The sequence below is a fragment of the Paenibacillus sp. Y301 genome (assembly GCF_059445505.1).
In genome coordinates this window covers 566,756-580,945 of record NZ_JCAIUL010000001.1, presented here as the reverse complement: position 1 = coordinate 580,945, position 14,190 = coordinate 566,756, and the positions used below count along the sequence as shown (strand labels likewise).

Here is a 14,190-nt window from a genome sequence, read left to right as displayed (position 1 = left end):
CGTTTTCATTATCGCTGATAACCTTACATAACCAAATATAAAATACTCATGTTTTATATAAAAATTCTCATGGTTTACTTTTCATCTAACAAATGGAAATAGTTGCTTCTGGTTCTCTGGCCATAACATATTATCAAGATCGATCAATTTAGAGCCTGTATCTACTCTTTCGGGAACATGAATCCCTTCAATCGTTTCAACAGCATGTTGGACAGCTAAATATCCATTGCTATATGGATTCTGAATAACCGTTGCTTGGACAATCCCTTCTTGTAACATTTCAATGACCTCGGGCGGACTATCAAATGTAATGACTTTCACTTTTCCACCTACGCCTAGCTTCTGGACTTCTTGTGATACACCAATCCCCGCCACTTCGTTTAACGCGATTATGCCTCTGAGATCAGGGTATTTCTCCAGTAATTCATTCGTTAAGCGCGCCGCAAGCTGCACATCAGAACCACAGTACACGATATCCATCACAGTAACATTAGGGAAACGTGCAATATAATCCAACATACCGGATGCCCGCTCACCCGCATTACGAGAGCCCTCAACAAAACTGACTAATCCAACCTGACCTCTACCACCAATCAATGTAATCAATCTTTCTGCTGCCCTCTGCCCCGCTTCATAATTATTAGTTCCTACAAAAGTCTTCACTCGAGCAGAAGCTACCTCTGAATCCATGGAGATAACAGGTACCTTGTGATAGGCTGCGCGATCGGTTACTTGTGCTAATTTCATATAATCACTGGCTGATAGGATGATGGCGTCCGTTTTTTGCTTTATCGCATCATCAACCAACTGAACTTGTCCCTCGATGTCATTCTCGCTATCTGGACCAAGGAAGGTTAAATCCACGTTGTATTCTTTCGCAGCGACCTCTGCGCCCATCTTAACGGTATTCCAAAAAGCACCACTGTCCATCTTTACAATCATCGTTACTTTACGTACAGTATCTGTCATGCGTAAACTTGTCGAACTCTCCGAACAAGAAACCAACATCAGAGAAAAGGTTGCCATAAGAACCATGATGATTTTCATACTTCTACTCATAACAATCCCTCTCTTTCCACACGATCTGTTTCGTTCGTTATCATTGGGAGGGTAATCGTAACCGTCGTACCCTCTTCTAATTCACTCTTGAATGTCAAGCCGTAAGCCTTGCCGTAATACAATTGGATGCGTTCATGGACATTCTTCACACCTACGCCTGATCCCCCTGCACTTTTCACTCTACCTGTTAACAGTTGACTCATAACTTGTGGAGTCATCCCGAGACCGTTATCCGTAACTGAAATAATAACTTTCTCACCTTCAATTTTTACTGTGATCTGTATCCACCCTTCGTCTGGCATAAGCTCGATACCATGATAGATGGCATTTTCTACTATGGGTTGAATTATGAGTTTCAATGTTGTACAACTTAATGCCTCATCTTGGATATCCATCTTGTAATTGAATTTGCTCTTATATCGTATCTTTTGAATTATTAAATAATGCCGAACATGCTCTAACTCTTCCTCTAGCGTAATCATATTTCGTCCTTCACTCAGACTTATTCGGAATAGCTTAGACAATGAAGTAATTGCGGTGACGACGTCCTCATTCTTCCCACGCTCCACAAGTCGGATGACAGAATTTAATGTATTATATAAGAAATGTGGATTAATCTGAGCTTGAAGTACATCTAGTTCACTTTTACGTTTTGCTTCCTGTTCATGTATGATCTGCCCCATCAACTGCCGAATCCGATGTAACATGAGATTGAATCTCTTAGATAATTGTTCTACTTCATAAGCACCTTTCACATCAATAGGTGTGCTCAAATCCCCTTGCCCTACCAGCTTCACAGCCTTTTCCAATCGGCGGATAGGTTGCGATATTTTGGCTGAGACAAAGATAGAGATCAATAGAACTACGAACATCACAATCGTAAGAAACCATACAACAAAATGATTAAGGTCCCTCTTCGTCGTAACAATCTCATCCGCATAGGCCACACCTACAACCTTCCAACCAATGGGCTTTACCGTTCTAACCGTAATATATCTTTGTTCTTCTGTTGAGCTATCCATATAACTCCCAAAGGCATATTCAAATACAGGCTCAATATTCTCATACTTAAGACCTGCATAAATTAACTGTTGCTGTGGATGGTAGATAATATTACCTAAGGAATCGATAATATAGGCATATCCCTTTTTGCCCAGACTTACTTTACTGCTTAGCTCGTCAATTGTTCGAAAATTAACATCAACCAATAGAATTCCCTGTTTCAATTCGCCATTTTCCTTATAATTGATCATTCTGCTTAATGAAACAACCCATTTATACTGTCCTTTGTATAAGTTCTGAATATGAGGTTGTGAGAAGGAAACGGATTCAGGTTGCTTAAGTGCGGATTGAAACCAACTTTGTTCCGTTAACTGTGTATTTCGTCTCATATTGGCATCAGGAACGTCCAATACCATGTTGCCTTGTGGAGTAAACAAGGCAACAGAGACTAAATCCCCGCGAGTATGTAGAAGTGTCGTCAATTGTTCTTTCAATAATGTATTTGAAATATTCTCCGTTTGATCAATCTGCTGTTCAACAACTTCATATATATCCTGCATTCCCTTAACATAGATCTCTAAGCTTGAGTTCACCTGTTCTATAATTTGTTGAATGTTCAGATACGCGTTTTCTTCAGCTGACTTTGCGAACTTGTTGTAGAGTAATAGGCTGACTAACAGAACCACAACAACTGTAATCATTGAGAATGAAATCGTAATGATGACCTGAATACTTCTGACATTAAATGAAAGAGGGACTTTTGGTTTTTTTGAAGATTTCGGTCGACGTGAATATTTAATGTTCACTCATAGCAGCCCCCGTGTTATTTCGATATTCTTTAGGTGAAATACCCAATCTCTTACGAAAACAAAAGCTGAAATAATTAGGGTCGATAAACCCCACCTTCTCCGCAATTTCAAACGATTTCATATCACTTGAACGTAGTAAATCCTTTGCAGCATCCATGCGTAGTTGCATCAAATAATTAACAAAAGTCATCTTCACTTCTTTTTTGAAAATGCTACTAAAGTAACCTGTACTAATGTGCAAATGTTTGCATACTTTGTTGATTGAAATATCACTCTCATGATAATGAACCGCTATGAAAGCTTTCGCATCTTCAACCAGCTGATTATAATTCGATTGACGCCCTTTCGAAATGTGATTCATAAGTTTAATACAAATACCGGTTATCCATAGTTTTACTTCATTCAAGTTATTAAACTTAGTAATCTCTGCAAATGGATACTCGTTAGATCCAAATATCTCATCAAATTCCAATCGAAACTCTTTGGCCACTTTCATGAGTGATGTTAGAATTTCTAGAACATATACATGACAATCCTTTACTGTTAGCTGTGTCATCTCTAAATCTGCAAATAGACCTGCTACGGAATCTCCTACTTCCTGAGCAGTCTCAACTTTAATAGATCGGATCAACGCCTGTTGTTTCAATTCATCATAGTGAAGTGGCTCATACAGAAGTGGGTCATGGCTTGTCTCCACATCGTAGATCCATATCACACGGTTATTTCCTAATATCAATCGATAATCTAATGCCTGTAACGCCTCATTATAGGAATGATGCACACCTTCAACGGAATGTGTAATCGTTCCTGCGCCAAGCGTGACGGTAAGCTTCAAGTATTTTTCTACATTCTGTCGAACCTCTTCTAACACTTCAAACAAACGTCCACCTGTCTTATCTGTTGCTTCTTCTTGATCCATTAGCAATAGAACTACATCATCGTTATGTAGGAACACCTCGCCAATCTGGTACTTTTGGCAAATCTCATTTGTAATATTCAGCACCGCGAACAATTGTAACTGTCGATCCTTAGTATCTTTCATAGACTCTGGAGCGTTAAGTACCTTTGGCTGTTCTATTACTTGTAACTCTGAATGGTTATAATCCACTCTTATAATAGAGGCCATATAGGAGTTGGCTATTAGATTAAGCTCATAACTTAGACTTTTCTCTTGAATCTCTGCAATAGGTACTCTTTTGGATACTAAAGATGATAAGAACATTCCTCTCAAAAGTGGTAGACTTTTTCGATAATGCTGCATTAGATTATCTAAGTTATCTTTCTCCGAGGCCTCTTCATCTAATTTATGTTTCACTTTTAACAGAATGTCGACAAGTTCTTTAGAAGAGAATGGTTTTAGTACGTATTCATCAATTTGCATTTTGATCGCTTTCTGTGCATATACAAATTCATCATATCCAGTCAGAATGATAATCTTCATATTCGGGTAATGCTTGCGAATCCATTCAGCAAGATCCAATCCATTCATAAATGGCATGTGGATATCCGTTACAACGACATCCGGTAAATGTCTTTCAATTAACTCCATCGCTTCTCGCCCATTCTCTGCCTTGTCTATGACCTGAAAACCGTATTCTTCCCATGCAATTTCTTCAAGTAAGCCTTCTCTCACATCTTCTTCATCATCTACCAAAATAAGATTATACATGTCATCCCTCATCGCTATAATGTAAACGCTTACCTAATTTAAAAAATTGGGTGTGATTTATGCAGGTATTGTATATCAAATCCCCAAATGATGTAAACAAAAAAAATCCCAACCCGATAAGGGATGGGATGGGATGGGGACGCTATGGCATTAGGTTGTCCTATAATTTTTTATTAAAACGATAACCTGTCTTTGTAAAGCCGATATGCTCATAAAATGCATGTGCAGGGGCACGCTCAACACGATTGCCACTAGTGAGAAACAGTAGTGTACTTCCTTGTCCCTTGCTCCATTCTACAGCTTGCTGAATCAATCTTTTACCTAACCCTTGACCTTGGAATTCTTTAGCTACTATGATCGCAGTAATCTGGGTAGTTCGTTCAGTACGACAAAAGGATACAACCTGGTGCAAGCTGATTTTGCCTACGACCTGACCATCAACTTCAGCTACCAAAGTGCAATACAAAGGACTGGACTCCATTTCTTCCATCCGTTCCCTCATCACACTTAGGGTTGTAGGATAGTTAAGTTCACGCATTAATGCAGTAATAGTCTCCAAATCATTCCATTGAAAATTACGGATACATAATGTAGGAGCAGACAAACTACTGTTCATGATCATATACCTCCACTTTTAATAGAGTAGCAGCATGTTTAGCTGTCTCACGAGCAATCTCTACATTCTCAGTACTACTTAGAGCAACGGCCATTCTTCTACCTGGCTTACATTCACCCTTACCAAATACCCTCACTTGAGTACGTGGTAATGCAAGAGCTTCAGCAACTCCGCTAACTACAAAATCAGAACTAAAACTATGGGCCTTCAGTGTTGCTGATGCACCCGGTGACAGAAGCTCTACTTGTTCAATTGGTAACCCAAGTATAGCTCTAACATGTAAAGCAAATTCCGATAAATCTTGCGTCACCATAGTGACCATACCGGTATCATGAGGACGTGGTGATACTTCACTGAACAGAATTCCATCGGATGTTAGGAATAATTCAACGCCAAAAACGCCGTAACCACCTAATTCATCCGTAATTGCTTTTGCAATGGCTTGTGACTCTTCAAGTTGTGCAATACTCATCTGATGCGGTTGCCAAGACTCCACATAATCGCCATCTTTTTGAATATGGCCGATCGGTGGGCAGAACAGCGTACCGGATACAGAACGTACCGTAAGAAGCGTAATTTCACTGTCAAACTGAACAAAGGATTCGATAATGACACGCATACTTTTAGCTCGTCCACCTTCTAATGCGGCAGACCAACAAGCTTCTACATCATTTGAACTCCTACATACACTTTGCCCTTTACCAGACGAACTCATAATAGGTTTTACTACACAAGGAGTTCCTAATTCAGCCACTGCAGCCTTTAATTCATCTAAACTGTCTGCGAATCGGTAGCTAGCGGTTGGCAACGATAAAGTCTCTGCTGCCAAACGGCGAATCCCTTCGCGGTCCATAGTTAGATTTGTAGCACGTGCCGTTGGAACTACATGATAACCTTCTTGTTCTAAATCCAATAGAGCGTGTGTTGCAATCGCTTCAATCTCAGGAACAATAACATCTGGTTGTTCTTGTCGAATAATGCATTTCAAAGCTTCAGCATCAAGCATATCGATCACATGGGACCTATGTGCAACCTGCATTGCAGGGGCATCTTTATAGCGGTCCACGGCAATGGTCTCAATTCCCAAACGCTGGGCCTCAAGTACCACTTCTTTTCCTAATTCTCCACTGCCCAGCAGTAACATTTTCCTGGAATATGCAGAAAAAGGAGCACCCCACACCACTTGCCATCCCCCCTATAGTTCTTTCATCTCTATTTTCAGGGTTTGGCAAGAATAATGCAAGAGTACTCTGCAAGTTTTCATCAAATTTCACAAATAATTTATCATAAAATAGATACATTCGGGTGAAAAGCTTGTTTAAATTTGAAGGATATGGAACGATTGTGTAATATTATATGATTAAATGAATTTAAATTGGGCTTCGATCAGGCCATTATAAATGCCCTTTCGTTTAATTAGTTCCGCATGACTTCCCTCTTCCTTAATTTCTCCATGATCTAGCACAACAATTTTGTCCGCATGTCGGATCGTTGATAATCGATGGGCAACAATAAAGGATGTTCGCCCTTCAAGAAGAACTTTCAATGCTTCTTGAATTTTAAGTTCGGTCTCTGTATCAATGCTTGCCGTAGCTTCATCAAGAATTAATATTCGAGGATTGGCTAGTAACGCGCGAGCAAAGGACAGTAACTGACGTTGACCCATAGACAGCATATTTCCGCGTTCCTCTACTTCTGTCTCATACCCTTTAGGTAACTTCGCGATAAATTCGTGCGCGTTTACAGCTTTAGCTACTGCTTCAATCTCCTCATCCTTAGCATCTAGTCTTCCGAATCGAATATTATCTCGAATCGTACCTGAGAAGATAAATGTATCCTGTAGAACAATACCAATCTGGCTACGTAGACTTTCTACTTTTACATCTCTAATATCGTATCCATCAATTTTGATCTGACCCTCTGTGATGTCATAGAAACGACTTAATAAATTAATAATCGTACTTTTTCCTGATCCTGTATGCCCCACCAATGCGATCGTCTGACCTGCCTCAACATTTAAGTCAATTCCTTTTAAAGCTTGGCGACCCTTCTCGTATTCAAAGACAATATTCTCGAACGTAATATTCCCTTTAATCTGCGGTATAGGTAACGCATTTGGTTTGTCATCAATATTAGGCTTCTCATCCATAAATTCAAATATACGTTCCGATGAAGCCATGGCGACCAACAATTGATTATACATTTGTCCTAGACGGTTAATAGGATCCCAGAAGTTACCTACATAACTAGAGAAAGCTACCAGTAACCCTACCGTTAATTCTCCCTGTTGGATCAAGTAAGCACCTAACCAGAATAGGATCAACGTTCCGAAACCACCTGTGATTTCTATAAGCGGTCCAAACCCTTGGTTCATGGTCGTCGCTTTATCCCAAGATTTCTTGGCATCTTTGTTCATCGCGTCGAAGAATTCCATATTTTCCTTCTCTTGCGTATACGCTTGAGTGACACGAATTCCTTGAATTGACTCATTCAGATGCGAATTGATACGAGATCCCTTCATGCGAACTTCCTGCCATGCTCGACGGATCTTCACCCGTAATTTCGTAGAAATAAAGAACATGATGGGAACAGTGATAATTACCGCAATCCCAAGCTTGAAATTGATCAATAATAAGATAATAACGATACCTACTAATTGAACCAAGTCAATCATTAAGTTGACAACACCATTGGTAAATAGCTCCTGCAGTGAGTTCACGTCATTCGTGACACGAACAAGCACCGAGCCTGCAGGTCTTTTATCAAAAAAGTTAAAGGATAACTTTTGAATATGCTTAAATAGATCTGCACGGAGGTCAAAAATGACCCTCTGTCCAATAATATTCATATATTTAATCCGAAAAGCAGTAGCTACCCACTGAATTGCGTATAGAACTAAAATACCCGCAGCAATCATATATAAGAGCTTCAGACTAGGGCTATCAGGTGATATCGCCTTATCGATCGCCATACTGGTTAGATAAGGAACTGTTAATTTGGTTATTGTTCCAAGAATCATCATCAATCCAATGAGAGGAAGCAACTGTCTAGCATAAGGTTTCATGTATGCAAATAATCGTCGGAACTGTCCCCAATCAAACGCTTTATCGATAATTACATCATCCTGATATACGAATCTTGCTCCGCCGGTACTTGCAACTTTTGCTTTCTCTGTGTTCCCAGATTGATCTTTCTGCCGATCTGTATTTACACGATCACTCATGATTTCACCTGCTCTTCTGCTTCATCATTTATCCGGGCAATATGGTCAGCGTACTGAATTTGGTAAACATCACGATAAGGACCTGGAACACGTATTAATTCTTCATGTCTTCCTCGCTGAACAACATTACCTTCATCCAACACAAGTATTTCATCCGCGTGGCGTAAGGATGAGATACGATGAGCAATGATAAATGTCGTCCGACCCTTCATCACTTCCTGGAACCCTGACTGAATTTCATGCTCTGTCTCCATGTCAACGGCACTCGTTGCATCGTCCAGAATAAGAATTTTGGGATTCTTCAGCAATGCCCGCGCAATAGCGATCCGTTGTTTCTGTCCCCCAGAAAGCCCCATACCACGTTCACCAACTACGGTATCGTATCCATCTGACATTTCCATAATAAATTCATGGGCTTTTGCAAGCTCTGCCGCACGAATGATTTCGTCCATCGTTACATCCTTTAATCCATAAGAAATGTTATTCTGAATGCTAGAAGAGAAAAGGAATGTTTCCTGAAATACGGAGGCAATCTGACTTCGCAAACTGTGTACGGTAATATCTCGAATATCGGTTCCATCCAACTTGATGGATCCTTCATTAACGTTATAAGCGTGCATTAATAACTGAATGATTGTTGATTTACCCGAACCTGTTCCACCTAGAAAACCAATAACAGAACCTGAAGCGGCATCAAAGTTAACATCCTTAATGGCTGCTATCTTATTACCATAAGCAAAAGTAACGTTCTCAAACGTCACATTCCCTTTAACTTCCTCCGTCTGAAGATCTTTTGCGCCTTCTCGGTCTTGGACATCAATCGGATGATTAAGTAGCTCTAAGACACGTTCTCCTGATGCTTCCGATTGCGTATAGTTATTTATTAAGTACCCAATATTCCACATAGGCCCAATTATGTACCAGACTAAGCTAAAGAATGCAACTAATTCTCCTAATGAAAGTGACCCGTTAATAACAAAGGTTCCTCCTACGGTAAGTAACAGTACCACTGTTATGGAAGCCAAGAACTCCATTAATGGGAAGAATCGACTCCATAATGTTGATGTAAAAATTTGATTCGTCTTATACCGTTCATTACGAACGGAGAACTTCTCTACTTCATAAGGTTCACGGGCAAATGATTTAACGGTTCTTACACCTGTGACATTCTCTTGTACAGCCGTAGTTAATGTACTAAGAGCGATCCGCATTTCTTGGAATGCTGGATGAATCTTACCTTCAAATCTCAAAGCTACAATGATTAAGAATGGAACACTGATCATGGTCACTAACGTTAACTGCCAGTTAATCGAGAACATCATGATGGAACCAAACACAACCATTAGAATGGTATTCATGATCTGTGCTAATCCAAAACCGATAAAGTTACGAATCGCCTCTAAATCACCTGTAAGACGAGACATTAAATCTCCAGTCTTAGCCGTGTCATAATAACGAAAGGATAGAAATTGCAACTTCTCATAGCAAGCGTTACGTAAACGGTAAGCTAGATGGTTACCCAATCTGCCTCCGAGCATTCCACTTAGAAACTGCATAATCGCCTTTACAATGACGACTAGAATTACGGTTAAAGCGAGCATAGGTACTTTGTCAAACTGCTTGGGGGTAATGACATCATCAATTAGAATTCGAAGCAGGTTAGGTGTTACCAGTCCTAATGCAGTGGAAATCGCTAAGAATAGAATTGATAGATACAAAAACTTCCGTTTGTCCCAGAAGAAGCCCTGCAGTTGCCTGAGAACATTCATGTTTCTCCTCCTTTGGATAGACTGTACTAAAGTTTACAATCCCCTAAAGTCTGTCATTTTGAGTAAAATCCAGAATATAGGGTATTCCCCTTTAGTTCAATCCCTTTAGATACATTAGATCTAACTAATTCATTTAGTAATATGTGAACATTAATGAAGTTTAACATCGTCTTTAAAAGGCGGCAAAGACCATAAGCTAGCATAATCAGGCACGATACCTTCCCATAGGTCAAATATTAGACACAATCATGATATATTTATTAAATGTTGCCAATTACTCCATATCCCTAGGTAACACAAGCATAAAAAAAGAAACGCTATTAAAGCGCTTCCTTCAATAATCTATTTTTTCCAATTTTAGTGTGTTATTTGCTCATATGACTTCAGTTTCTCAGCTAAATCCAGCCACGATACAGGAGAATCTGTTAATTGTAGCGTACTTTCCATTGCGCTATAGCTTTCTAATAATTGCTCCTCTAATAGTGAAACCTGTCGAGTCAGAGCTTCACTATATTCATGAATATAGAAATGACATAAGGAAGATTCTTGCGCTTTAACAGCTTCTGTTATGTTTTCATTAAGCATAGGTTCTACGATCATCTTCAATTTGTCACGGCCCTTACCTTCAAAAAATAACTTAGGGGATTTGAAAGTAGACCACAGCGTACTCCAATCTATCTGTTGATGGAACTGACTGCTGTGCAAATCAGGAATAATCCAGTCTTGTTCTTCTTTGATAGGGGTAAGTAATAATCCTTCGTCAAGAGCATTAATCTGATCTGTGACCCGTACTGCAGCTTCTAGAAGAATAGACTTCGCTTTTAACTCAAGTCGTAATGTCGTAGCCCATAGTTCTTGATCGATTTCCCTTAATAAAGATTGTTCTAATTCACGACCGCAATCGATAAAGATCCCTTTCAATGATCCTGTTCCTTCGCGGAGTAATGATGGATGAAAGGCCTCATTAAAAAAAGCTACCCAATTATAATCCATTCGCTTCCTTACGTGGAATAACAATTCTACCGCCTCTTGCTCAATGATTCTATCTTGTCCTGAAACCTGCGTAAATTGGCTCAACATGGACTTCGCCTTCGCATAGATGTTCTCAAGTTCAAGTCGTCGTATCTCTCGAGTCTCCTCATCTTGCTGTGATAATCGATCCCATTCTTCGGCACGTCTACGCGCAGATACAATCTCTTGTCTAGCAGCCTGAATAGACAATCCCGGAAGTTCTTTCCCTGCAAAGTCACCCAGTGCAGTTTCAAAAGTTGTAAATCCAGAAGATAACCTTTGGGAATCATTATCTGTAAGTTTTCCTTCTAAGGCATTCATACTAGACACAGCATAAATATGCGGTGAGCCAATGCCATTACTTTTCAAGTTGGTTTGAACATGTTCAATCACTTGATCCAACTCATCACTTGATTCTGCCAAATCCGCGGCGTTGATAATAAAGAACATCTTATCCAGTGCAAAGCTATCCTTCACTCTTCCTAACTGAGAGAGGAATTGGCGATCACCTTTGGAAAAGGCATGGTTATAATAAGTAACAAACACCAAGGCATCTGCATGCTTCATATACTGAAAAGTTACGCCCGTATGTCGTGCATGTAATGAATCGGCCCCTGGTGTATCCACTAGAATAATCCCCTGCTCCGTTAGGTCACAACTATAAAACAAATCTATTCGTTCAACAAAACAGGATTTGGTCTCATCTGCTACAAACACGCGATATTCTGGGAGCTCAACGGTTTGGACCGTTCTTAATAACCGTTCAGCATTTGCCCAACCTAGGGAAGCGGCCTTTAAGAAACTATAGTGAGGTAATCCCGCAGGATGTATCCCTTCGGATGATAGGGAATTTACGACATCACTCCAATGCATCGGATCCGGTTCCCCTAATCTAAGGATAGAGAACGATATTCTTAGATCTTCCATAAGTGTCTCACGCGACTTCATAACCACCTGTGCTGTTCCATGCACAAATTCATCATGTGGCGCAAGAATCCGATTAATCGCCGCGGTTGTTGGATGTGGCGATACCGGTAACACGTCTTCGCCTAGCAAAGCGTTGGCGAAGGAAGATTTACCGGCGCTGAATGCCCCGAACAGCACCAGCGTGAACGTGCCGCCCTCCAGGGCAGCGGCACGTTCACGGATTCCCCGCGCGGCGGAAGCCATCGCGGGGTACTGCTCTAGCAGCGCAGCAGCGCCATGCAGCTGCGCAGCCGCGCTTGCTAGCCGCTGGCGGCGGCCTGTGGCCGCACCGCCGCGCGGGTGTGCCCCGCTACCGCTGTGCGGCGGGGCAAGAACTTGCGCGGGCGCAGCGCGTAGCGCGCCCGCCTCAGCCGCCTCCGCAGGAGCGGGCGGCTGTAAGGGCTGTAGGGGCCTCACCGCCGGCAGAAGGCCGGGGGTGAGGCTTAGGCGCAGCGGCAGAAGCTCGGCTAGAGCTGCCGCGTGCGCGGTCTCCTCCCGCTGGAGCGCAGCGTAGCGGGAGGCGGCGACCGACTGCTGTTGCAAGTCGGTCAACTGCTGGCTCAGATGTTGCAGCTCGCGTGCAACATCCTCTTCTAAGCGTAGCAGAAGTTGTTCAGTGAACGTCATTAGGCTAAGCCGATATTGGCTTTTTATATGTTCTGCTACACTACGGCAATAATTTAGAACGTACTCACCTGACAAGATTGCATCAGACTGAAGCGTCTTTACAATCATGTCTTCATCCATCGTGGGAATACAAAGATCCATCTTCTTCGACCATTCATCATTCCATAAATGATGTTTCTCACCCCAGGCTGCAATGGATTGTCGAATATGCCATTCAACTTGTGATGAGACTTGTTCTTGAAGCTTCCGAAGAAATATAGCTTTTCTATGATCTTGTTCGATACGTGTCTTATTTCCAGCTAACCATAATCCCTTTTTGAATCCAGGCTTTCGACTTTCTACAAAATTGTAAGCTATATCTCTTAATTCTGCGGGCATAAGATTGGCATTGTCCAAGATTTTATTTATATCCTGACGTAACGTTGCTCTTTCTTCCTGTATACGATTTCGAAGCCGATCCTGTTCTTGAACTAACGAGAGTCTCTCATCTTCCAACCGATTTAAATATTCCATTCCTCCGAGTTCTACAAGGAGGCTTTCCTTTTCATCCGCTAGAGATGCTACGTATTGCTCAAGATGATCATCCACAATATGTTGGGCCGAGCAGGAGACACTATATTGTACTAATGCATCCTTTTGCATGATTAACTCTTCTATTAATCCCTTCAAACTCTCATATTGATTATAAGGATGATCGGCATCTTTGAGTGAATTAAAGAGTAATCCAGCATACCGCACCTGCCACCGATCAAAAGCCGAGACCACTCCCTCACGGTACGATTGGAAAGACAACTCCTGTTCACGATGTTTATCAATCTGGTTTACAATAAGATACAGTGGTTTCCCCCAATCTGACAGACTTTTAGCAAACACCAGGTTATTCTCCGATTGAACATGATTATAATCCATCACATAAAAAACAACATCGGCCAAATGAAGAGCTGAATGCGTAGCTTTCTTATGTCCATCATCTGTAGAATCCACTCCTGGAGTATCCATTAGAACGCCCTCAGAAGTAAGAAAGGGAATGTGTTCCCATATTTCTACCGCAGAATAAGCGCCCCCGTTAGTACAATACTCATTAAGCTCATCTGTAGTTACCTCTTGGGGGATATGACCGCCCTCAGGTGTATAAATAAGCGCACGAGATAACCCATTTCGAATCGTAACGACATTGGCACTCGTTGGTACAGGACCCGATGGTAGTACATTCATCCCACATAATGCGTTAATTAGACTCGATTTACCTGCTGAGAAATGACCGCACCATGCGATCGTAAGTTCACTTAATTGTTCCTTATGTATTAAATCATCCATCGTATCTATTGCTTTACTATCTCCCCAAGATGATAGTTGACTCTTAAGCGCTTCCAAGGATGCACGGTTATTCTTCCTGTTGCTCTCTGTCGCTGCCATCATGGTCTACTCTCTCCCTTGTC

General features: G+C 41.2%; 8 protein-coding genes. All 8 read right to left on the bottom strand.

From position 1 onward, the window contains the following. Positions 1-81 precede the first annotated feature (81 nt). Positions 82-1,059 carry a substrate-binding domain-containing protein gene (locus AC1D69_RS02845; protein WP_495454623.1) on the bottom strand — a complete coding sequence of 326 codons (978 nt, stop codon included), beginning with the start codon at positions 1,057-1,059 and terminating at the stop codon, positions 82-84. After that, positions 1,056-2,762 carry a sensor histidine kinase gene (locus AC1D69_RS02840; RefSeq protein WP_495454754.1) on the bottom strand — a complete coding sequence of 569 codons (1,707 nt, stop codon included), beginning with the start codon at positions 2,760-2,762 and terminating at the stop codon, positions 1,056-1,058. The genes AC1D69_RS02845 and AC1D69_RS02840 overlap by 4 nt, the downstream gene beginning before the upstream one ends. A 94-nt stretch (positions 2,763-2,856) precedes the next feature. Continuing rightward, positions 2,857-4,539 carry a response regulator gene (locus AC1D69_RS02835; protein WP_495454622.1) on the bottom strand — a complete coding sequence of 561 codons (1,683 nt, stop codon included), beginning with the start codon at positions 4,537-4,539 and terminating at the stop codon, positions 2,857-2,859. Positions 4,540-4,699: 160 nt separating this feature from the next. Next, entirely contained in the window at positions 4,700-5,155 is a 456-nt protein-coding gene (locus AC1D69_RS02830; RefSeq protein ID WP_495454621.1) for a GNAT family N-acetyltransferase, read from the bottom strand. Further along, a complete protein-coding gene (gene purT / locus AC1D69_RS02825) occupies positions 5,145-6,335 on the bottom strand; it encodes a formate-dependent phosphoribosylglycinamide formyltransferase (protein ID WP_495454753.1) in 1,191 nt (396 codons plus the stop codon). The genes AC1D69_RS02830 and purT overlap by 11 nt, the downstream gene beginning before the upstream one ends. A 180-nt stretch (positions 6,336-6,515) precedes the next feature. Continuing rightward, entirely contained in the window at positions 6,516-8,378 is a 1,863-nt protein-coding gene (locus AC1D69_RS02820) for an ABC transporter ATP-binding protein (protein ID WP_495454620.1), read from the bottom strand. Beyond that, on the bottom strand, positions 8,375-10,147 hold the full coding sequence (locus AC1D69_RS02815; RefSeq protein WP_495454619.1) for an ABC transporter ATP-binding protein: 1,773 nt from the start codon (positions 10,145-10,147) through the stop codon (positions 8,375-8,377). The genes AC1D69_RS02820 and AC1D69_RS02815 overlap by 4 nt, the downstream gene beginning before the upstream one ends. A 357-nt stretch (positions 10,148-10,504) precedes the next feature. After that, positions 10,505-14,170, bottom strand: coding sequence for a dynamin family protein (locus tag AC1D69_RS02810; protein ID WP_495454618.1), 3,666 nt, complete (start codon positions 14,168-14,170; stop codon positions 10,505-10,507). Between the last annotated feature and the right edge of the window lie 20 nt (positions 14,171-14,190).

Bases quoted from the DNA above. Each gene is read 5' to 3' on its own strand.
- AC1D69_RS02845 (WP_495454623.1), bottom strand. From the start codon at position 1,059: ATGAGTAGAAGTATGAAAATCATCATGGTTCTTATGGCAACCTTTTCT.
- AC1D69_RS02840 (WP_495454754.1), bottom strand. From the start codon at position 2,762: ATGATTACAGTTGTTGTGGTTCTGTTAGTCAGCCTATTACTCTACAAC.
- AC1D69_RS02835 (WP_495454622.1), bottom strand. From the start codon at position 4,539: ATGTATAATCTTATTTTGGTAGATGATGAAGAAGATGTGAGAGAAGGC.
- AC1D69_RS02830 (WP_495454621.1), bottom strand. From the start codon at position 5,155: ATGAACAGTAGTTTGTCTGCTCCTACATTATGTATCCGTAATTTTCAA.
- AC1D69_RS02820 (WP_495454620.1), bottom strand. From the start codon at position 8,378: ATGAGTGATCGTGTAAATACAGATCGGCAGAAAGATCAATCTGGGAAC.
- AC1D69_RS02815 (WP_495454619.1), bottom strand. From the start codon at position 10,147: ATGAATGTTCTCAGGCAACTGCAGGGCTTCTTCTGGGACAAACGGAAG.
- AC1D69_RS02810 (WP_495454618.1), bottom strand. From the start codon at position 14,170: ATGATGGCAGCGACAGAGAGCAACAGGAAGAATAACCGTGCATCCTTG.